Source organism: Corynebacterium senegalense, assembly GCF_900411315.1.
Lineage (GTDB): Bacteria > Actinomycetota > Actinomycetes > Mycobacteriales > Mycobacteriaceae > Corynebacterium > Corynebacterium senegalense.
Genome location: NZ_LS990887.1, coordinates 1,085,329 through 1,106,089 on the forward strand (window position 1 = coordinate 1,085,329; position 20,761 = coordinate 1,106,089).

The 20,761-nt window shown below is 66.9% G+C and carries 20 protein-coding genes; 7 read left to right on the plus strand and 13 right to left on the minus strand.

Annotated elements, in window-relative coordinates; translation table 11 throughout:
- Position 1: 1 nt before the first annotated feature.
- The 6 genes from rpsS to rpsJ form a co-directional block, all read right to left on the minus strand.
- Positions 2-277, minus strand: coding sequence for a 30S ribosomal protein S19 (gene rpsS / locus DYZ02_RS05315; protein ID WP_018017481.1), 276 nt, complete (start codon positions 275-277; stop codon positions 2-4).
- Positions 278-293: 16 nt separating this feature from the next.
- The gene (gene rplB, locus DYZ02_RS05320) at positions 294-1,130 is read right to left on the minus strand and encodes a 50S ribosomal protein L2 (RefSeq protein WP_115685314.1); all 837 of its coding nucleotides are present in this window, start codon (positions 1,128-1,130) and stop codon (positions 294-296) included.
- A gap of 25 nt (positions 1,131-1,155) precedes the next feature.
- On the minus strand, positions 1,156-1,461 hold the full coding sequence (gene rplW / locus DYZ02_RS05325; RefSeq protein ID WP_115685315.1) for a 50S ribosomal protein L23: 306 nt from the start codon (positions 1,459-1,461) through the stop codon (positions 1,156-1,158).
- Entirely contained in the window at positions 1,461-2,126 is a 666-nt protein-coding gene (rplD, locus tag DYZ02_RS05330; RefSeq protein WP_115685316.1) for a 50S ribosomal protein L4, read from the minus strand. The genes rplW and rplD overlap by 1 nt, the downstream gene beginning before the upstream one ends.
- Positions 2,123-2,779, minus strand: a complete 657-nt coding sequence (rplC, locus tag DYZ02_RS05335) for a 50S ribosomal protein L3 (protein WP_115685317.1) — start codon at positions 2,777-2,779, stop codon at positions 2,123-2,125. Before rplC ends, rplD begins: the two co-directional genes overlap by 4 nt.
- A gap of 84 nt (positions 2,780-2,863) precedes the next feature.
- Complete coding sequence (gene rpsJ / locus DYZ02_RS05340; protein ID WP_003848085.1) at positions 2,864-3,169, minus strand: 30S ribosomal protein S10; 306 nt, start codon at positions 3,167-3,169, stop codon at positions 2,864-2,866.
- Between the two features lie 606 nt (positions 3,170-3,775).
- Here rpsJ and DYZ02_RS05345 point away from each other — a divergent pair.
- From DYZ02_RS05345 to DYZ02_RS05370, 6 genes are read left to right on the plus strand one after another with little or no spacing between them, the layout of a single operon-like run.
- Positions 3,776-4,267 (plus strand): Asp23/Gls24 family envelope stress response protein, encoded by a 492-nt coding sequence (locus tag DYZ02_RS05345; protein ID WP_115685318.1) that lies wholly within the window; start codon positions 3,776-3,778, stop codon positions 4,265-4,267.
- A gap of 2 nt (positions 4,268-4,269) precedes the next feature.
- Positions 4,270-4,572: a hypothetical protein gene (locus DYZ02_RS05350; RefSeq protein ID WP_115685319.1), complete on the plus strand. Its 303-nt coding sequence runs from the start codon at positions 4,270-4,272 to the stop codon at positions 4,570-4,572.
- A gap of 27 nt (positions 4,573-4,599) precedes the next feature.
- Positions 4,600-4,800 (plus strand): hypothetical protein, encoded by a 201-nt coding sequence (locus DYZ02_RS05355; RefSeq protein ID WP_115685320.1) that lies wholly within the window; start codon positions 4,600-4,602, stop codon positions 4,798-4,800.
- The gene (locus tag DYZ02_RS05360; RefSeq protein WP_115685321.1) at positions 4,800-5,609 is read left to right on the plus strand and encodes an Asp23/Gls24 family envelope stress response protein; all 810 of its coding nucleotides are present in this window, start codon (positions 4,800-4,802) and stop codon (positions 5,607-5,609) included. Before DYZ02_RS05355 ends, DYZ02_RS05360 begins: the two co-directional genes overlap by 1 nt.
- Complete coding sequence (locus tag DYZ02_RS11335) at positions 5,593-6,174, plus strand: DUF6286 domain-containing protein (RefSeq protein ID WP_181896897.1); 582 nt, start codon at positions 5,593-5,595, stop codon at positions 6,172-6,174. Before DYZ02_RS05360 ends, DYZ02_RS11335 begins: the two co-directional genes overlap by 17 nt.
- Positions 6,171-6,731: a hypothetical protein gene (locus DYZ02_RS05370; protein WP_115685323.1), complete on the plus strand. Its 561-nt coding sequence runs from the start codon at positions 6,171-6,173 to the stop codon at positions 6,729-6,731. The genes DYZ02_RS11335 and DYZ02_RS05370 overlap by 4 nt, the downstream gene beginning before the upstream one ends.
- Here DYZ02_RS05370 and DYZ02_RS05375 read toward each other — a convergent pair.
- The 5 genes from DYZ02_RS05375 to rpsL all read right to left on the minus strand — a co-directional run bounded on the left by DYZ02_RS05375 (position 6,728) and on the right by rpsL (position 12,336).
- The gene (locus DYZ02_RS05375) at positions 6,728-7,429 is read right to left on the minus strand and encodes a hypothetical protein (RefSeq protein WP_115685324.1); all 702 of its coding nucleotides are present in this window, start codon (positions 7,427-7,429) and stop codon (positions 6,728-6,730) included. The genes DYZ02_RS05370 and DYZ02_RS05375 overlap by 4 nt on opposite strands.
- Positions 7,430-7,517: 88 nt before the next feature.
- Entirely contained in the window at positions 7,518-8,708 is a 1,191-nt protein-coding gene (gene tuf / locus DYZ02_RS05380) for an elongation factor Tu (RefSeq protein WP_115685325.1), read from the minus strand.
- A gap of 368 nt (positions 8,709-9,076) precedes the next feature.
- Positions 9,077-11,197, minus strand: a complete 2,121-nt coding sequence (gene fusA / locus DYZ02_RS05385) for an elongation factor G (RefSeq protein WP_115685326.1) — start codon at positions 11,195-11,197, stop codon at positions 9,077-9,079.
- A gap of 293 nt (positions 11,198-11,490) precedes the next feature.
- The gene (gene rpsG / locus DYZ02_RS05390; protein ID WP_115685327.1) at positions 11,491-11,958 is read right to left on the minus strand and encodes a 30S ribosomal protein S7; all 468 of its coding nucleotides are present in this window, start codon (positions 11,956-11,958) and stop codon (positions 11,491-11,493) included.
- Between the two features lie 6 nt (positions 11,959-11,964).
- Entirely contained in the window at positions 11,965-12,336 is a 372-nt protein-coding gene (gene rpsL / locus DYZ02_RS05395) for a 30S ribosomal protein S12 (protein ID WP_115685328.1), read from the minus strand.
- 236 nt (positions 12,337-12,572) lie between these two features.
- On the opposite strand from rpsL, the gene DYZ02_RS05400 reads away from it, so the two are divergent.
- Positions 12,573-12,794, plus strand: coding sequence for a DUF1707 SHOCT-like domain-containing protein (locus DYZ02_RS05400; protein ID WP_115685329.1), 222 nt, complete (start codon positions 12,573-12,575; stop codon positions 12,792-12,794).
- Between the two features lie 99 nt (positions 12,795-12,893).
- Here DYZ02_RS05400 and DYZ02_RS05405 read toward each other — a convergent pair whose 3' ends face one another.
- The gene (locus DYZ02_RS05405) at positions 12,894-16,892 is read right to left on the minus strand and encodes a DNA-directed RNA polymerase subunit beta' (RefSeq protein WP_115685330.1); all 3,999 of its coding nucleotides are present in this window, start codon (positions 16,890-16,892) and stop codon (positions 12,894-12,896) included.
- 106 nt (positions 16,893-16,998) lie between these two features.
- Positions 16,999-20,496 carry a DNA-directed RNA polymerase subunit beta gene (rpoB, locus tag DYZ02_RS05410; RefSeq protein WP_115685331.1) on the minus strand — a complete coding sequence of 1,166 codons (3,498 nt, stop codon included), beginning with the start codon at positions 20,494-20,496 and terminating at the stop codon, positions 16,999-17,001.
- Positions 20,497-20,761 lie beyond the last annotated feature (265 nt).

The window sequence follows — 20,761 nt, forward strand, 5'->3', positions numbered from 1 at the left end:
CTTATCGACGTCCCTTCTGTTCCTTGACGTGACCCTTGAAGGTCTTGGTTGGTGCAAACTCGCCGAGCTTGTGGCCGACCATGGACTCGTCGACGAACACCGGGACGTGCTTCCGGCCGTCGTGGACGGCGAAGGTGTGACCGATGAAGTCGGGGAGAATGGTCGAGCGGCGGGACCAGGTCTTGATGACCTGCTTGGTGCCGGCCTCGTTCTGAGCGTCCACCTTGTTGAGGAGGTGCTCATCGACGAACGGGCCCTTCTTAAGGCTGCGTGGCATGTCTGTTTACCTCCTCTTAGCGCTTCTTGTTCGCGCGGCGACGGCGCACGATCATGTTGTTCGAGTAACGGTTCGGGTTGCGGGTGCGGCCTTCCTTCTGGCCCCACGGCGACACCGGGTGGCGGCCACCCGAGGTCTTGCCCTCGCCACCACCGTGCGGGTGGTCGACCGGGTTCATGACGACACCGCGCACCGTCGGGCGCCAGCCCTTCCAGCGCATGCGGCCGGCCTTGCCCCAGCGGATGTTGATCTGGTCGGCGTTGCCGACCTCGCCAACGGTCGCGCGGCAGCGGATGTCCACGCGGCGGATCTCCGACGAGGGCATGCGCAGGACGGCGTAGGAGCCTTCCTTGCCCAGCAGCTGGATGGAGGCACCGGCCGAGCGGGCCAGCTTGGCGCCGGCGCCCGGCTTGAGCTCCACTGCGTGGATGGTGGTACCGGTCGGGATGTTGCGCAGCGGCAGGTTGTTGCCCACCTTGATGTCGGCGTTGGCGCCAGACTCAACGATGGTGCCCTGGGTCAGGCCCTTCGGCGCGATGATGTAGCGCTTCTCGCCGTCCAGGTAGTGCAGCAGCGCGATGTTGGCGGTGCGGTTCGGGTCGTACTCGATGTGAGCGACCTTGGCCAGCACGCCGTCCTTGTCGGAGCGGCGGAAGTCGATGACGCGGTAGCGGCGCTTGTGGCCGCCGCCGCGGTGACGGGTGGTGATGTGGCCGTGCTGGTTGCGGCCACCCTTCTTCGGGAGCGGGCGCAGCAGGGACTTTTCCGGCGTGGAGCGGGTGAGCTCCTCGAACTGGGAAACGGAGCTGGCGCGGCGACCCGGGGTTGTCGGCTTGTACTTGCGAATAGCCATAATGTGTCCTTTTCTATCGAGTCACTTAGACGGCTGCGCCGCCGAAGATGTCGATGGAGTCGCTGCCCTCGCGGAGAGTGACGTAGGCGCGCTTGGTGTCCTTGCGCTTGCCGAAACCGGTGCGGGAGCGCTTGCGCTTGCCCTCGCGGTTGGCGGTGTTCACCGAAGCGACGTCGACGCCGAAGATCTCTTCCACGGCAATCTTGATCTGGGTCTTGTTGGCAGACGGGTTCACGAGGAACGTGTACGTGTTCTGCTCCATCAGCGCGTAGGTCTTCTCGGAGAGGACCGGGGCGATGACGATGTCACGCGGGTTGGCGATCTTGGCCATTACTTATCCTCCTCCACTGCTGCAGCGCCGGCGCCGGTGGCGGCGCTGACGAAGGTGTGGAGTGCCTCCACCGAGAACACGAGGTCATCGGCGTTGAGCACGTCGTAGGTGTTCAGCTGAGCCGGCTCAAGGATGTGCACGCCCGGCAGGTTCCTTGCGGAAAGACGGGAGTTGACGTCCTCACGGCCGATCACGAGCAGAACGCTCTTGCGGTCGGTCAGGCGCTCGATGAAGGCGCGGGCGGACTTCGTCGACGGGGTCTGGCCCGGGACGAGGTCCTCAACGACGTGGATGCGCTCGTTGCGGGCGCGGTCGGTGAGGGCGCCGGCGAGAGCGGCCTTGATCATCTTCTTGGGGGTGCGCTGCGCGTAGGAACGCGGCTGCGGACCGTGGACGGTGCCGCCGCCGGTGAAGTGCGGAGCGCGGATCGAGCCCTGGCGGGCCCGGCCGGTTCCCTTCTGGCGGAACGGCTTCTTGCCGCCGCCGGAGACCATGCCACGGGTCTTGGTGGCGTGGGTGCCCTGACGGGAAGCAGCAAGCTGTGCGGTGACAACCTGGTGCATCAGGGGGATGGAGGCTTCGCGGTCGAAAAGCTCCGCCGGAAGCTCTACGGAACCGTTGGTCTTTCCGTCAGCGGTGTGGACGTCAAGCGTCAGGTTCGTCATGCGTGAGCACCGCCCTTCACTGCGGTCTTGACGGTAACAACGCTGCCCTTGGCGCCGGGGATGGCGCCCTTGATCAGGATCAGGTTGTTGTCGCCGTCGATGCGTTGGATCTTCAGGTTCTGGGTGGTAACGCGGTTACCGCCCATGCGGCCAGCCATGCGGGTGCCCTTCAGAACGCGACCCGGGGTGGCGCAGCCACCGATGGAACCGACGCGGCGGTGAGCCGCCTGGTTACCGTGGGACGCACCCTGGCCGGCAAAGCCGTGGCGCTTCATGGCGCCGGCGTAGCCGTGGCCCTTGGTGGTGCCGACGACGTCGACGTAGGTGTCGCCGTCGAAGATGTTCGCGGTGATCTCCTGGCCGACCTCGTACGCGGAGGTGTCGTCCATGCGGATCTCGGTGACGTAGCGACGCGGGTTCACGCCGGCCTTCTTGAAGTGGCCAGCCTGCGGCTTTTTGGTCTTACGGGGATCGATGTCGCCGTAAGCAATCTGGATGGCGGAGTAGCCATCGGTTTCGGGGGTACGAATCTGGGTGACCACGGCCGGCCCAGCCTCGACGACGGTGACCGGGATAACGCGGTTCTCCTCGTCGAAGATCTGGGTCATGCCGAGCTTCTTGCCCAGAATGCCCTTGATCTGGTTGTCAGACATGTGTTGGTTCTCCACTGAAAGTTGGGGGATCTCGTTGCTGCTTCGTGTTTCAGTGATGTTTCGGCAATCGCGCCCGGGGGGCGATTACTGAATGTTCACGTCGACGCTGGCCGGCAGGTCGATGCGCATGAGCGCGTCGACCGTCTTGGGCGTCGGGTCGAGAATGTCGATGAGGCGCTTGTGGGTGCGCATCTCGAAGTGCTCGCGAGAGTCCTTGTACTTGTGGGGAGAACGAATAACGGCGTACACGTTCTTTTCAGTGGGCAACGGCACCGGTCCAACGACGCGGGCACCCGTGCGGGTGACCGTCTCGACGATCTTCTTCGCGGATGCGTCGATCGCCTCGTGGTCGTAGGCCTTGAGCCTGATGCGGATCTTCTGTCCCGCCACGCTTACCTCTTCCTCGCATCCCCACATTCGTGTCGAAGCGGTGGGGTTGTAGCTTCTAGTTTCTCTATAACGTTGTCCGGGCTGGGCCCTTGGCTCAACGCCAGTGTCGTTTCTGACTGTCGTGACACATCCGGGAGGTGAGACGCACGGCAACAAAACATCGTGCTGTATCAGTGCTTCCGCCTGAGAGTCGGCGTGGTGCCGGCGCTCGGGTGTCAGACTCGGAAGGGCGCGTGACCCTTGCGTACTGCCGCTGTTTATTTGCCATGGCCCTTCTCCGGTTCCCGCTGGGCGGGACCCTCGTTACGAAGGTGTCATGTTCACCAAACCACCGCGCCTCGCGGCGCCGTGTTAAGGCAACCCCGCTATTAAAACACGCTGCTCACGAATATGCAACACGCTTTTCGACGCCACCCCGAACGTCTCAACTTCATACCAATTGCCTTCGCCTCCGCGCCGGCCCCGGCGACCCTGTGTAGCCTGTCCGTGTATGGCCCCGACCGGCGGAAACGGCGTCCACCGCAGTCGCCGCGACGGGCCCGGTCGGCACCGCTGACCTCGCAGTTTTCATCTTCATACTCTTCGACACTTCCCGGAAGGATCGCAATGGCCGAGAACACGAACCCGAAGCCGGTCGGCGGCGAGGCGGCGGCACCCGCCACCCCGGCACCCACCCGTCCCCGCAACGAGAACCTCGAGACGGACCACGGCACCACTGTCATCGACGACAACGTGGTGGGCAAGATCGCGGGCATCGCCGCCCGCGAGGTGTCGGGCGTGTACAACCTCGGGGGCGGCGCCGCCCGCATGTGGGGTGCCGTGCGCGAGTCCCTGACGTCCTCCACCAACGTCCAGCAGGGCGTCAACGTTGTTGTGGAGGAGGGCCACGCCTCCGTCGCCGTCGCCATCATCGCGGAGTACGGCGTGGCGATTCACGAGCTCGCCAACGCGATCCGGGAGAACGTCACCGTGGCGATCACCCGCATGACCGGGCTCGTCGTCGACCGCGTCGACGTCACCGTCCACGACGTCCACCTCCCGGGCCAGGACTCCGAGGCCGCCGAGCCGTCCTCCGACGCCGCCCGCCTGGACCAGTAGCCGTGGACTCCCCCCTCGTCTCCCCGGCCGCGGCCGCGCGCGCCCGCGACGCGGCGCTCGCCGTTCCCGGGGTGGCCCGCCTGGACCGCGGCCGCTTCGGGGAGGTGGGCCTCCTGCTGCCGGGCACGCGGATCGAGGGCATGCGCCCCTCCGCGCGGGACGGGCGCAGGGGCCTGGAGGTCCACCTCGTCTTCGACGTCTCCTCCGCCCGCGAGGTGCACGAGGTCGCGGAGGACGCGCGCCTCGCGGTGGCCTCGGCCACCGGGGTGGACTACGTGGACGTCGTCGTGAGCGACGCGCAGTAAAGAACTTCTCCGGAAAGTGGTACCGTAATGAACTTCCTCTCCAACAAGGTGGCCCTCGGCGTTCTCCTGGGCATCATCGTCGCCTTCTTCGTCACCTTCGGCGGCTGGATCGGGCTGATGTGGCTCGTGCTCTTCGCCGCCATCGGCGGGGTTGTGGGCGCCCAGCTCGACGGCAAACTCGACCTCGCCGCCCTCATCAGCGCCACCTCGGGACGGGGACGCAGCTGATGTCCTCTTCGTCCTTCCACCTCAACGAGCGGGCTGTGGCGCGCATCGCCGAGGCCGCCGCCCAGGGCGTGCCCGGCACCGTCGCCCTCGACTCCAAGCTCGCGGGCCTCGCGGGCAGGGGGCTGCCCCGGGTGGAGGCGCGCATCGACCACGTAGCCTCGGCGGCCGCCGTCGACGTCGAACTGGCGGTGAGCTACCCCTCCCCCGTCGTCGCCGTGACCGACGCGGTGCGCGCCGCGGTCATCGCGCAGGTCGAGGCCCTGACCGGGCTGAGCGTCGTGCGCGTGAACGTTACAGTGGCGGACGCCCGCGCCGAGGGCGCCGAGAGCGCCGACCAGGGCGCGCACGGGCGCGTGACCGCCGAGCAGGTTCAGCGCCACCCGGTCGGCATCGACCCCCGCCCCATCGAGGTTCCGGCGCTCGGCGTCACCTCGCCCGCCACGCGCCCGGCGGCGCCGCTGGCGGAGATCAGGGGCTCCCCGTCCTCGCGCACCGTCGCCCACCCCTCCGCGCCGGCCCCTACGCCCGTGCGCGTGGCGGGCTTCCTGCCCGACCCGGTCTCCCCGCGCCCCGTCGCGGCGCCCGAGCCCGCCACTCCCCGCTCGCCGCACACCCCTCCCCCGGTCCGCCTCGCGCCGCTCGCGGTGCCGGAGCCGGCGAGGCTTGCTCCTGTCGTCGTGAAGCCCGCTCCGCGCGTCCCGGTGAAGGTGTCGCCCTCCCCCGTGCGCAGCGTGTCCGCGCCCGAGCCCGCCCCGCTATCGCAGATCTCGATCAACCCGGTGGTGAACTACCATGACCTCTCCCGCTGAGCCCACGGCGGGCCCGCGCCCCGGCGCCGAGCCCCGCGGGCTGTCCGCCGTGCAGTGGCTGACCGTCGCCGTCGGCCTGCTCCTCCTCGCGCTCGCCGGCGTTGTCGGCCGCGACCTGTGGTTCCACCTGCAGACAGACGGCCCCCACGACTCGTGGGTCGGCTCGTTTTTCCGCTGGCTGGCCCAGGTGCCGGTCGGGCCCGCGTCGGTGGCGGCCGGGATCGCGGTGGCGGTGCTCGGCCTCGTGCTCGCGATCGCCGCGCTCAACCCCCGCCCGCGCACGCACGTGCGCTACGGCTCCGAGACCTCGATCTGGTTGCGGCCCGTCGACATCGCGCGCATGGCCACGTACACGGCCAAGGAGCGGACGGGCGCGCACCACATCCGCTCCCAGGCGACGCGGAAGAAGCTGAGCGTGCGCGCGCAGGACGACGGCCGCGGCGACGCCCTCCGGGAGCACCTCGAGCAGTCCCTCGCCGAGCAGTTCGCGGGTCTTGCACGCCCGCCGCGTATCGACGTCCGCCTGACGCCTCGCCCGACCCGCACCGAGGAGGCGATCCTGTGACCCGCGCGCTCGCCACCCTCAACCGGCTGGTCGTCTTCCTCACCGGCCTGGCCCTCGTCGTCGCGGGGCTCGTTCCCGCCGCGCTCTACTGGGATGTCCCCTACGTCTCGGGCCCGCTACACCGGCTCAGCCGGGACCGCATGGCCGCGCTGCCCGCCGAGGGCTGGTACCTCACGGCGCTCATCGTCGCACTGGTTCTCTCGATCCTCCTGGGCCTGTGGTTCGTGCTCGCGAACATCCGCAACCGGGGCTTCAACAACCGGGAGGCCGAACCCGCAGACCCGAAGCACGGCTCGACGGTGCTCAACGTTCAGCGCATCGCCGAGGCGGCTTGCCAGCACGTCGAGTCCTCGCCGCTTGTCCAGCGCGCCTCCGCCGCCGCGGCCCTGGTCGGGGCGCGGCCGACCGCGACGTTCCGCATCGTGGCGGACCCCTACTACAGCTTCGCCGAGGTCGCCGAGCTCATCGAGCGCACCGACCGGGACTTCTGCGAGGCCTGCCGCGGCGTGGACATTGACACCGTCTACAAGCTCGAGCTCGACCGGATCAGCGCCTAGCTCTCCCCCTCGATGAGCACGCACCGCTCGACCCTCCCGAGGGTCAGCGGCGCCCCGCCGCCCGCCGGTGCGACCACCATCTCCGCCCCCTCGCGCGCCTCCAGGACACGCTCCCACGAGAACGCTCTGTAACCGACGTCCCTCCGGGCCGGCTCCCAGACGCGGATGCGCCGCCCGACGGCCACCCGCGCCCCGCCCTCCAGAGCCACGAGCCACATGTGGCCGCCCACCTCTGCCCGGACCAGCCCGCTCAGGCGCGGGGCGGCCTCTGCGTCGAGCCTGGTGATGAGGCGGACCACGCCGATCCTGTGCTCGATGCCCTCCGCATCCCGCACGACGAGGGGGCGGCCGGGGCCCGTGCGCCGGAGCGAGTCGTAGCGCCACAGGGCGGGCATCGCCCGCGCCCGTTCGGAATCGCGTACCACAACCAGCCCGTCCGTCACGGTGACGAGGCGCCCCGGGGATGTGGTCGAGATGAGGTAGGGGTGGGCCGGGGTGGCGTCGAGAAGCGACGGGTGTTCGGCCTCCATGCGGGCGAGCTCCTCGACGATCTCGGCGTCCGTGCTGCCCCAGCCGATGCCGCGGTTGGTGAGCACACCCATGAGGGCGCCGAGCGTGAGGTCGGGCTGGCCCTCCCACGCCCTCTGGAGGGCTGCCGTGACCCGGGGGATGCGGGTGGGGTCGGTGGAGTCGTACACAGTTACCCGAGTCTACGCATGCGAAAGGGCCGCCCTCCCGTGTGGGGAGGAACGGCCCTTGGCTAGCTGGCGTTAGCCAGATCCCGAACTAGTCGAGGATCTTGGTGACGCGGCCAGCGCCGACGGTGCGGGAGCCCTCGCGGATAGCGAAGCGCAGGCCCTCGTCCATGGCGACCGGCTGGATCAGCTCGACGGACATCTCGACGTTGTCGCCCGGCATGACCATCTCGGTGCCCTCCGGCAGCTTGACGACGCCGGTGACGTCGGTGGTGCGGAAGTAGAACTGCGGACGGTAGTTGTCGAAGAACGGGGTGTGGCGGCCGCCCTCGTCCTTGGACAGGACGTAGACGGAACCCTCGAACTTGGTGTGCGGGGTGTAGGCGCCCGGCTTGATGACGACCTGGCCACGCTCGACGTCCTCACGCTTGAGGCCGCGGAGCAGGAGGGCGGCGTTGTCGCCGGCCTCGGCGGTGTCGAGAAGCTTGTTGAACATCTCGATGGAGGTGACGGTGGTCTTCTGAGCCTTGTCGCGGATACCGATGATCTCGACCTCGTCGTTGAGGTTGAGGATACCGCGCTCGACACGGCCGGTCACGACGGTGCCGCGGCCGGAAATGGTGAAGATGTCCTCGATCGGCATGAGGAAGTCCTTGTCGGTCTCACGCTGCGGATCCGGGATGGAGTCGTCGCAAGCCTGCATGAGGTCGAGCACGGACTGAACCCACTTCTCGTCGCCCTCGAGAGCCTTCAGAGCGGAGATGTGGACGATCGGGGCGTCCTCGTCGTAGTCCTGCTCAGCCAGAAGCTCGCGGACCTCCATCTCGACGAGCTCGATGATCTCCTCATCGTCGACCATGTCGCACTTGTTCAGGGCGACGAGGATGTAGGGGACGCCGACCTGGCGGGCGAGCAGAACGTGCTCGCGGGTCTGCGGCATCGGGCCGTCGGTGGCGGCGACAACGAGGATCGCGCCGTCCATCTGAGCGGCACCGGTGATCATGTTCTTGATGTAGTCGGCGTGGCCCGGAGCGTCGACGTGCGCGTAGTGGCGCTTCGGGGTGTTGTACTCCACGTGGGAGATGTTGATGGTGATGCCGCGCTCGCGCTCCTCCGGAGCCTTGTCAATCGCGTCGAACGCGAATGCCTTGTTCTCCTCCGGGTAGGCGTCGGCCAGCACCTTGGTGATGGCAGCCGTGGTGGTGGTCTTGCCGTGGTCGACGTGACCGATGGTGCCGATGTTTACGTGCGGCTTCGTACGCTCAAACTTAGCCTTTGCCACTGCATGTCCTCCTGGACTTCATGGTGGCTACGACCTTCGCAGCCACGTGGTTTACATTTCGCCTTGACCCGCCCCGGACGAAAACCGGGCGCGCGACAATGGCCATTTCACAATGTGCCAGTTACATGATCCTAGATTCATCAAGACCGTTTTTCAAACCGTCTTGCGCCCGTACGGGCAGCAAGGAGGATCTCGGCGATCTGAGGAAAAGTAGATCTGCCTTGGGAGTAACGGCCGGCTCAAATCTGGGCCCGGCGGGCCCGTGATCTCAGCCCGGCTGCTACTCCCCCGGCTCGCCCTCCCCGGGGAGGTGCCGGGGCCCGCTGGCACGCGGGCTCCGACCCCGGGGTGGAGCGGGGTGCTACGGCCTAGTTGCCGTTGCGCTCGTCGATGATCTCCTGGGCGACGCTGGAGGGAACCTCACCGTAGGAGTCGAACACCATGGTGTAGTTCGCGCGGCCCTGGGTACGGGAGCGCAGGTCGCCCACGTAGCCGAACATCTGCGACAGCGGGACGATGGCCTTGACCACCTTGGCGCCGGAGCGGTCGTCCATGGAGTTGACCTGGCCGCGGCGGGAGTTCAGGTCGCCGATGACGTCGCCCATGTACTCCTCGGGGGTGACAACCTCGACGGCCATCAGCGGCTCGAGCAGGACCGGCTTCGCCTTCGCGACGGCCTCCTTGAGCACCTGGGAGCCGGCCATCTTGAAGGCCATCTCGGAGGAGTCGACCTCGTGGTAGGCACCGTCCTCGAGGGTGGCCTTAATGTTCACCAGGGGGAAGCCGGCCAGGTAGCCGTACTGCATGGCGTCCTGGATACCGGCGTCGACCGACGGGATGTACTCCTTCGGCACGCGGCCACCGGTGACGGCGTTCTCGAAGCGGTAGGTGGCGGACTCGCCCTCCTCCAGCTCCTCCGGGTTCGGGTTGTAGGGCTCGATGGTGACGATGACCTTCGCGAACTGGCCGGAACCACCGGTCTGCTTCTTGTGGGTGTAGTCGAGGGACTCCACCTTCTTGCGGATGGTCTCGCGGTAGGCCACCTGCGGGGAGCCGATGTTCGCCTCGACCTTGAACTCGCGCTTCATGCGGTCGACGAGCACGTCGAGGTGCAGCTCGCCCATGCCGCCGATGACGGTCTGGCCGGTCTCGTCGTCGAGCTTGACGGTGAAGGTCGGGTCCTCCTCCGCAAGCTTCTGGATGGCGGTGCCCAGCTTCTCCTGGTCGGCCTTGGTCTTCGGCTCGATGGCCACCTGGATAACCGGGTCCGGGAAGTCCATGGACTCGAGGATGATCGGGTGATCCGGGTTGCACAGCGTGTCACCCGTGGTGGTGTTCTTCAGGCCGATGAACGCGTAGATGTTGCCGGCGTCGGCGTGCTCGACCGGGTTCTCCTTGTTCGCGTGCATCTGGAAGAGCTTGCCCACGCGCTCCTTGTGCTGCTTGGTGGAGTTGAGCATCTGCTCGCCCGGGATGGCCTGGCCGGAGTAGACGCGCACGTAGGTGAGCTTGCCGAAGAACGGGTGGACGGCGATCTTGAACGCCAGAGCGGAGAAGGGCTCCTCGACGGAGGGCTTGCGCACGAGCTCCTCCTCGCCGCTCAGGTCGGTGCCGTGCACCTCGCCGATGTCGAGCGGGTTCGGCAGGTAGTCGACGACGGCGTCGAGAAGCGGCTCGATGCCCTTGTTGCGATAGGCGGTGCCGCAGTAGACGGGGTAGATCTCGGAGTTGACCGTCATCTTGCGGATCGCGGCCTTGATCTCCTCGGTGGTGAGCTCCTCGCCACCGAAGTACTTCTCCATGAGCTCTTCGTCGGACTCCGCGACGGTCTCCACCAGCTTCTCGCGGTACTCCTCGGCCTTCTCCTGCAGCTCGGCGGGGATCTCGCCGATCTGCGGCGGGGTGCCGGTCTCGACCTTGCCCGGCCACAGCAGAGCCTTCATCTCGATGAGGTCGACAACGCCGTCGAAGTCATCCTCGGCACCGATCGGCAGCTGCATGACCAGCGGCTTGGCGCCGAGGCGGTCGACGATGGTCTGGACGGTGTAGTAGAAGTCCGCACCCAGCTTGTCCATCTTGTTGACGAAGCAGATGCGCGGGACGTCGTACTTGGCGGCCTGGCGCCAGACCTGCTCGGACTGGGGCTCGACGCCCTCCTTGCCGTCGAAAACCGCGACGGCGCCGTCGAGGACGCGCAGCGAGCGCTCGACCTCGACCGTGAAGTCCACGTGGCCCGGGGTGTCGATGATGTTGATCTGGTTGTTGTTCCAGAAACAGGTCACCGCGGCGGACGTAATGGTGATGCCGCGCTCCTTCTCCTGCTCCATCCAGTCGGTGGTGGCGCCGCCGTCGTGCGTCTCGCCGACCTTGCGGTTGATGCCGGTGTAGAAGAGGATGCGCTCGGTGGTGGTGGTCTTACCGGCATCGATGTGGGCCATGATGCCGATGTTGCGGACCTTGTTCAGATCCTTAAGCACTTCTTGTGCCACGTTTTTACCCCAACTTAAGAGTCGTCGACGCTGTGGCGTAAAGGCCGGCTTTCCGCCCGCCCGCAGCCAGTGAACGTCTCTGGCGAATATGTATCTTTATTAATTCTGCCACTTTTTCACCCACCTGGCAGCGTGGGCTGTGAGCGACGGGCGGCTCGAGGCCGGGAGACGACGCAACCCCGCCAACACCACCAGCCCCATCTCAGAGGAAGAGCGATATGCAGTTCGTCCGAGGACAGGGCGTGGCGGCCGCGGCGGGGTTGCGCGTGGTTCCGTTCGTCACAGGCGAGGAATTACCAGCGGTAGTGGGCGAAGGCGCGGTTGGCCTCGGCCATCTTGTGGGTGTCCTCGCGGCGCTTCACGGAGGCGCCGAGACCGTTGGATGCGTCCAGGATCTCGTTGGCCAGGCGCTCGACCATGGTGTTCTCGCGGCGCTGGCGGGTGAAGGTGACCATCCAGCGCAGGGCGAGGGTGTTGGAGCGGGCCGGCTTGACCTCGACCGGGACCTGGTAGGTCGCGCCGCCGACGCGGCGGGAGCGGACCTCGAGGTCGGGGCGGATGTTGCCGAGGGCCTTCTCGAGGGTGCCGACGGGATCGGTGCCGGTCTTCTCGCGGCAGATCTCGAGGGCGCCGTAGACGATGCGCTCTGCGGTGGACTTCTTGCCGTCGCGCAGGATCTTGTTCACCAGCTGGGTCACGACCTCGGAGTTGTACACCGGATCCTTGACGACGGGACGCTTCGGAGCTTGCTGCTTACGCATGAGTGATTACTGTCCCTTCTTCGCGCCGTAGCGGGAGCGAGCCTGCTTGCGGTCCTTGACGCCCTGGGTGTCCAGCGCGCCGCGGATGATCTTGTAGCGGACACCCGGGAGGTCCTTCACACGGCCGCCGCGGACGAGGACCATGGAGTGCTCCTGCAGGTTGTGGCCCTCGCCCGGGATGTAGGCGGAGACCTCGATGCCGGAGGTCAGGCGCACACGCGCGACCTTACGGAGAGCGGAGTTCGGCTTCCTCGGGGTGGTGGTGTACACACGGGTGCACACGCCACGACGCTGCGGGGAGCCCTTCAGGGCCACCGTGGCAACCTTGCCACGCTTGTCGTGGCGGCCCTTGCGGACCAGCTGCTGAATAGTTGGCATGAAAATCCTTCTTTTTAAGTCTGTGCACGGGGCGAGCCCCGGAGCGACACCGTACAGTGCCCATACATGCAAAAATTGGGGCTCTTCCATCCGGGGCCCTGCCGTTCGCACGTTGGAACACCATCGCAATTGTCGCGAGGGATTCAACGTTTCCCGCACGCTGCGCACGCGAGAAATACCTCACCAGGATAAAGCACGCCCGGCTCAACCTCCAAATCCCGCCTATCATCACGCGTATGACAGAGGACCCAGCCCTTCCCCGCCAGCGCGCCACCGACTCCCTGCGCGAAAGAGCCACCGCACTGCTTTCCGACGCCCTCAGCGACGGGCGGATCACCCTTTCCGAGTTCGACGAGCGCTCCGCCGCCGCGACCGCCCCGATCGTCCGGCTGCGCGGCGTCGCACTGTTGGGCGACGTCGAGGTGGTCAGAAAGCCTCGGGGTGAGCGGACGGTGTGACGTCGACAAGCGTGCGTCTCAGCGGAAGACGACGAAGGGCCCCCGGGCGGATACCCGGGGGCGCTGTGGTTCAGCAGACCCAGCTACAAGCCAGAGTTACTAGATCTGGTCGAACCCGTACTCGTCCAGGGGCACGGACGCGCCGGTGAACTCGCCGTAGCCGTCGTCTCCGTAGATGGAGTCGCCGAAGCTCGGGATGGAGTACGCGGCGGAGCGCGCGGCCTCGGTCGGCTTGACCTGGATGTTGCGGTAACGCGAGATGCCGGTACCGGCCGGGATGAGCTTACCGATGATCACGTTCTCCTTCAGGCCGATGAGCTTGTCGGAGCGCTTGTTGATCGCGGCGTCGGTGAGCACTCGGGTGGTCTCCTGGAAGGAGGCCGCCGACAGCCAGGACTCGGTTGCGAGCGATGCCTTGGTGATACCCATGATCTCGGAGCGCATCTCCGCCGGCTGGCCGTTCTCGGCCACGGCGGCCGCGTTGACCTGGCGGGCCTCGGCGAGGTCCACGAGGGTGCCCGGCAGGAACTCGGTGGTGCCCGAGTCGATGACGGTGCCGCGGCGCAGCATCTGACGGATGATGATCTCGATGTGCTTGTCGTGGATCGACACACCCTGGGTGCGGTAGACGGCCTGCACCTCGTCGATGAGGTGCTTCTCGACGCCACGCCGACCCAGCACCTCGAGCACGTCGTGCGGGTCGGCAGCGCCGCGCAGGAGGCGGTCGCCCACGTTGACGTGGTCGCCCTCGCGCAGGGAGCGCTCGATCATGGCATCCGGGTTGGACTCCATCGGGCGGCGCACCTGGGCCAGGCCCTGGCGCTTGGACAGCTTCTCGTAGACCACGAGGTCGGAGCCGTCATCCGGGTGGATGGTCAGCGTCCAGAAGTTGCCCTCGTCCTCCAGCGTGACGGTGCCGGCCACCGAGGCGATCGGGGCGCGGTTCTTCGGCACGCGGGCCTCGAACAGCTCCTGGACGCGGGGCAGGCCGCCGGTGATGTCGCCGCCGACACCGCCCTGGTGGAAGGTACGCATGGTCAGCTGGGTACCCGGCTCACCAATGGACTGCGCGGCCACGATGCCGACGGCCTCGCCGATGTCGACAAGCTTGCCGGAGGCCATGGACTTGCCGTAGCACTTCGCGCACACGCCGGTCGGGGTCTGGCAGGTCAGCACGGAGCGGACCTTGACCTCGGCCACGCCTGCGGCGACGAGGGCGTCGATGCGCTCCTCGGACAGCTCGGTGCCGCCCTCGAGGACGACGTTGCCCTCGGCATCCTTGGCGTCGGAGGCGAGCACGCGGCCCGACACGGAGGTCTCGACGAGGTCGTCGCGGACCCACTTGCCGCCCACTTCCTGCGCCACCGGGACCTTGACGCCCTGGTGGGTGCCGCAGTCGTCCTCGCGGACGATGACGTCCTGGGCGACGTCGACGAGACGGCGGGTGAGGTAGCCGGAGTCGGCGGTGCGCAGCGCGGTATCGGCCAGGCCCTTGCGGGAGCCGTGGGAGTTGTTGAAGTACTCCATCACTGTCAGGCCCTCGCGGAAGGAGGTCTTGATCGGGCGGGTGATGTACTCACCGCGCGAGTTCACGACCATGCCCTTCATGCCGGCCAGGGTCCAGATCTGGCGCATGTTGCCGGCGGCGCCAGACTTCACGATCATCGGGATCGGGTTGTCGTCCGGGTAGAGGTCCTCCACGGCCTGGCCCACCTTGTTGGTGGCGTCCTGCCACAGCTCGACGAGACGGTCGTAGCGGTTCTCCTCGGTCAGCGCGCCCTTCTCCCAGAACTTGCGCTCGATCTCCTCGGCTTCCTTCTCGTACTGCTCGAGGACCTCGGTCTTGTTCGGCAGGACGAGAACGTCGGACATGGAGATGGTCACGCCGGAGCGGGTGGCCCAGTAGAAGCCGGCGTCCTTCATCTTGTCCAGGGTCTGCGCGACGGTGATCATCGGGTACTTCTCCACCATCGACTGGATGATGTCGCCCAGCATGACCTTGCCGGAGCCGCCGCCCTTACGCACCATGGCGCCTTCCTGGTACGGGAAGTTGAACGGCAGGAGCTCGTTGAACATGATGCGGCCGAGGGTGGTCTCCGCCATCCACGGCTGGCCCTTCTCCCAGCCGTCGGGGAACTGCTCCGCCTCGATCTCGACGGTCGGGCGGAGGTGGTCGATCCGCACGCGGATCGGGGCCTGCAGGCCGAGCACACCGAGGTCGTAGGCCATGATGGCCTCGCGGTAGGAGGAGTAGACGCCCTTCTCCGGGCCGTTCTCGTCGGCCGGGGCGTAGGCGCCCTCGCCGCCGATCTCGGACTCGCCCTTCAGCATGGTGAGGAAGTACAGGCCCGTGACCATGTCCAGGCGCGGCATGGCCAGCGGCTTGCCGGACGCCGGGGAGAGGATGTTGTTCGACGACAGCATGAGCACGCGGGCCTCGGCCTGCGCCTCGGCGGACAGCGGCAGGTGGACTGCCATCTGGTCGCCGTCGAAGTCGGCGTTGAAGGCCTCGCAGGCGAGCGGGTGCAGCTGGATGGCCTTGCCCTCGACGAGCTTCGGCTCGAAGGCCTGGATGCCCAGGCGGTGCAGGGTCGGGGCGCGGTTGAGCAGCACCGGGTGCTCGGAGATGGCTTCCTCGAGCACGTCCCACACCTCGGGGCGCTGGCGCTCGACCATGCGCTTGGCGCTCTTGATGTTCTGCGCGTAGTCGTTGTCCACCAGGCGCTTCATCACGAACGGCTTGAACAGCTCGAGGGCCATCAGCTTGGGCAGGCCGCACTCGTGCAGCTGCAGCTGGGGGCCGACGATGATGACGGAGCGGCCGGAGTAGTCCACGCGCTTGCCCAGCAGGTTCTGGCGGAAGCGGCCCTGCTTGCCCTTGAGCAGGTCGGACAGGGACTTCAGCGGGCGGTTGCCCGGGCCGGTGACGGGGCGGCCGCGGCGGCCGTTGTCGAACAGCGCGTCGACGGACTCCTGCAGCATGCGCTTCTCGTTGTTCACGATGATCTCGGGCGCGCCGAGGTCGATCATGCGCTTGAGGCGGTTGTTGCGGTTGATCACGCGACGGTACAGGTCGTTCAGGTCCGAGGTGGCGAAGCGGCCACCGTCGAGCTGGACCATCGGGCGCAGCTCCGGCGGGATCACCGGGATGGCGTCGAGGATCATGCCGGCCGGGTCGTTGCCGGAGCGCTGGAACGCCGCGACGACCTTGAGGCGCTTCAGGGCGCGGACCTTACGCTGGCCCTTGCCCTCGGCGATGATGGTGCGCAGCTCCTCGGCCTCGGCGTCGAGGTCGAAGTTGCGGATCAGGGTCTGGATCGCCTCGGCGCCCATGCCACCGGTGAAGTAGTCCTCGTAGCGGTCCACGAGCTCGTCGTAGAGGTTCTCGTCGATGACCATCTGCTTCGGGGCGAGCTTGACGAAGGTCTGCCAGATCTCGTCCAGGCGCTCAACCTCGCGCTCCCCCGCCTCGCGGATGTGGGTCATCTCCTTGTCGGCGGCCTGCTGCACCTTCTTGCGGGCAGAGGCGTTGGCGCCGGCGGCCTCGAGCTCGGCGAGGTCCTCCTCCAGCTTCTGGGCGCGCTCGGCGATCTCGGAGTTGGCGTCGGCCTCGACTTCCTTCTTCTCCAGGATCATCTCGGCCTCGAGGGTCGACATGTCGTTGTGGCGCGCCTCGTCGTCAACGCTGGTGATGATGTTGGCGGCGAAGTAGATGATGCGCTCGAGGTCCTTCGGAGCCAGGTCGAGCAGGTAGCCCAGGCGCGAGGGCACGCCCTTGAAGTACCAGATGTGGGTGACCGGCGCGGCGAGCTCGATGTGGCCCATGCGCTCGCGGCGCACCTTGGACTTGGTCACTTCGACGCCGCAGCGCTCGCAGATGATGCCCTTGTAGCGGACGCGCTTGTACTTGCCGCAGGCGCACTCCCAGTCGCGGGTCGGGCCGAAGATGCGCTCGCAGAAGAGACCGTCCTTCTCCGGCTTGAGGGTGCGGTAGTTGATGGTTTCGGGCTTCTTGACCTCACCGTGGGACCAACGGCGGATGTCGTCGGCGGTAGCCAGGCCAATGCGAAGCTCGTCGAAGAGGTTTACGTCAAACACGTAAATTCCCTTTCACCTCCCGGTTCGGGAGGATCGATTGTGGTCTAAGTTCTGTGCGTTCGTCCGGGCGTCGAGAAGCGTGCGCTTAACGACGCCCGCCTGGCGTTTACGCGGTATCGGCGGCCGAGCCCTCGTCGCGCGAGAGGTTGATGCCCAGCGAGGAACCAGCCTGGTCGTAGTCGTCATCGTCGCCCGACAGCTCCATCGGGACGCCGTCCGTGGACAGCACCTCGACGTTGAGGCAGAGCGACTGCAGCTCCTTGAGCAGCACCTTGAAGGACTCCGGGATGCCCGGGTCCGGGATGTTGTCGCCCTTGACGATGGCCTCGTAGACCTTCACGCGGCCGACCACGTCGTCCGACTTGATGGTGAGCAGCTCCTGCAGGGTGTAGGCGGCGCCGTAGGCCTGCATCGCCCACACCTCCATCTCGCCGAAGCGCTGGCCACCGAACTGGGCCTTACCGCCCAGCGGCTGCTGCGTAATCATCGAGTAGGGGCCGGTGGAGCGTGCGTGGATCTTCTCGTCGACCAGGTGGTGCAGCTTGAGCATGTACATGTAGCCCACCGAGACCGGGTACTTGAAGGGCTCGCCGGAGCGGCCGTCGAAGAGCCGGGCCTTGCCGTTGCCGTCGACCATGACGTCGCCGTCGCGGTTCGGCTTGGAGCTGGCGAGCAGGCCCGCGATCTCCTCGTTGGTGGCGCCGTCGAACACCGGGGTGGCGGTGAGGGACTCGGCCGGCACGTCGTAGAGGTGCTCCGGCAGGGTCTCCAGCAGCTTCGCGTTCGCCGGGTCGTCCGGGTTCACGGTCCAGCCGGCCTTGGCCAGCCAGCCGAGGTGCACCTCGAGGACCTGGCCGATGTTCATACGACGCGGCACGCCGTGGGTGTTCAGGATGATGTCCACCGGGGTGCCGTCCTCCATGAACGGCATGTCCTCCTGCGGCAGGATCTTGCCCACGACACCCTTGTTGCCGTGGCGGCCGGCCATCTTGTCGCCGTCCTGGATCTTGCGCTTCTGGGCGACGTAGACGCGGATCATTTCGTTGACGCCCGGGCTCAGGTCGTCGTCGTCCTCGCGGGAGAAGCGGCGCACGGCGATGACCTTGCCGGTCTCACCGTGGGGCACCTTCAGGGAGGTGTCGCGGACCTCGCGGGCCTTCTCGCCGAAGATGGCGCGCAGCAGGCGCTCCTCCGGGGTCAGCTCAGTCTCGCCCTTCGGGGTGACCTTGCCCACCAGGATATCGCCGTCGCGCACGTCCGCGCCGATGCGGATGATGCCGCGCTCGTCGAGGTCCTTCAGCACGTCCTCGGAGACGTTCGGGATCTCGCGGGTGATCTCCTCGGCGCCCAGCTTGGTGTCGCGGGCGTCGATCTCGTGCTCCTCGATGTGCACGGAGGTGAGGATGTCCTCCTCCACCACGCGCTGGTTGAGGATGATGGCGTCCTCGTAGTTGTGGCCCTCCCACGGCATGAACGCGACCAGCAGGTTGCGGCCGAGCGACATCTCGCCGTCCTTGGTGCCCGGGCCGTCCGCGATGACCTGGCCGGCCTCGACGCGGTCGCCCTGGGAGACGATCGGGGTCTGGTTGTAGCAGGTGCCCTGGTTGGTGCGCTCGAAGGTGCGCAGCATGTAGGTGTCCTGGATGCCGTCGTCGTCCATGACGGTGATGAAGTCACCGGTCACGTTGGTCACCGCGCCCGCCTTGCGGGAGATCACGGTGTCGCCGGCGTCGTAGGCGGCGCGCTGCTCCATGCCGGTGGCCACGTAGGGGGCCTCCGGGCGCAGCAGCGGCACGGCCTGCTTCTGCATGTTCGCGCCCATGAGCGCGCGGTTCGCGTCGTCGTGCTCGAGGAACGGAATCATGGCCGTTGCCACGGAGACCATCTGGCGCGGGGAGATGTCGAGGTAGTCGACGCCCTGCGGGCCGACGACGCCGATGTCGCCGTCCTTGAGGCGGACCTCGATGCGCTCCGCGGTCAGCTCGCGCTGCGCGTTCATCGGGGTGGCCGCCTGCGCGATCGCGTAGCGGTCCTCCTCGTCGGCGGTGAGGTAGTCGATCTGGTCGGTGAGCTTGCCGCCCTCGACCTTCTGGTACGGCGTCTCGATGAAGCCGAAGGAGTTCACGCGGGCGTAGGAGGCCAGCGCGCCGATCAGGCCGATGTTCGGGCCCTCGGGGGTCTCAATCGGGCACATGCGGCCGTAGTGCGACGGGTGGACGTCGCGGACCTCAATGCCGGCGCGCTCGCGCGACAGGCCGCCGGGGCCGAGCGCGGACAGGCGGCGCTTGTGGGTCAGGCCAGACAGGGAGTTGTTCTGGTCCATGAACTGCGACAGCTGGGAGGTGCCGAAGAACTCGCGGATCGCGGCGGAGACCGGGCGGACGTTGATGAGCGAGGTCGGGGTGATCGACTCCGCGTCCTGGGTGGTCATGCGCTCGCGCACGACGCGCTCCATGCGGGACAGGCCGACGCGGACCTGGTTCTGGATGAGCTCGCCGACGGTGCGCAGGCGGCGGTTGCCGAAGTGGTCGATGTCGTCGGTGTTGATCGGGACGATCTCGCCGTTCGGGGAGGTCATTTCGGTCTCGCCGGCGTGCAGGCGCACGAGGTACTCGAGCGTGGTGGCGATGTCGTCCTCGGTCAGGGTCATCAGACCCTCGTGGTCGCCGCCGAGGCCCAGCTTGCGGTTGACCTTGTAGCGGCCGACGCGGGCGAGGTCGTAGCGCTTCGGGCGGAAGAAGGCGTTCTCGAGCAGGGACTGCGCGAGGTCGCGGGTCGGCTGCTCGCCCGGGCGCTGCTTGCGGTAGATCTCCAGCAGCGCCTCATCGGTGTTGGCCACGCCGTCGGACTCGAGGGTGGACATCATGATCTCGGAGAAGCCGAAGCGCTCCGTGATCTGCTCGGTGGTCCAGCCCAGGGCCTTCAGCAGCACGGTCACCGGCTGGCGGCGCTTGCGGTCGATGCGCACGCCGACGGTGTCGCGCTTGTCGACGTCAAACTCGAGCCACGCACCCCGCGAGGGGATGACCTTCACGGAGTGGAGCGGGCGCTCGGTCGACTTGTCGATGGTCTCGTCGAAGTAGACACCCGGGGAACGCACGAGCTGGGAGACGACGACGCGCTCCGTGCCGTTGACGATGAAGGTGCCCTTGTCCGTCATCAGCGGGAAGTCGCCGATGAAGACGGTCTGGGACTTGATCTCTTGGGTGTCGTTGTTGATGAACTCCGCCGTCACGTACAGCGGCGCGGAGTAGTTGATGTCCTTGTCTTTACACTCGTCGATGGTGTACTTGACGTCCTCGAAGCGCGGCTCCGACAGGGACAGGCTCATGTTGCCCGAGTAGTCCTGGATCGGGGAGAGCTCCTCGAGGATGTCCTCGAGGCCGCTCGTGACGCGGGCGCCCTCGCCGCGTGCCGCCTGCTCGCGCTTGCGCCACTCCGGCGTGCCGACGAGCCACGCGAAGGATTCGAGCTGAACGTCAAGAAGCCCCGGAACCGTGATCGGCTCGGAGATCTTCGCAAAGGAGTAACGCTGCGGAGCTCCGGGGATTGTGGCCATTGACATGGTCTGGTGGGAGACTGCCAAGTTGGGTCCTTCCAGCACCTCACGCGGACCCGGGAAAACTGCTCTGGCTTACAGCCTCGCCGGGAAATCCGCTGGATAAGTTAGCATTCGGTCTGCTGTGGAAGATCCGCCCCTAGAATGCACAAAGTCACCTTGTCAAATGCGGAAAAACAAACCGCACCTGCAAGGTTTCCGGAACAAACTGGAGACGGCTTCCAGCGCAACGACTTAGCTTATACAAATCCGCGCGCATTGTAAAGACTCGCTATTAATCCTTCAACACCACCCCCCTGGTGTCGACCCC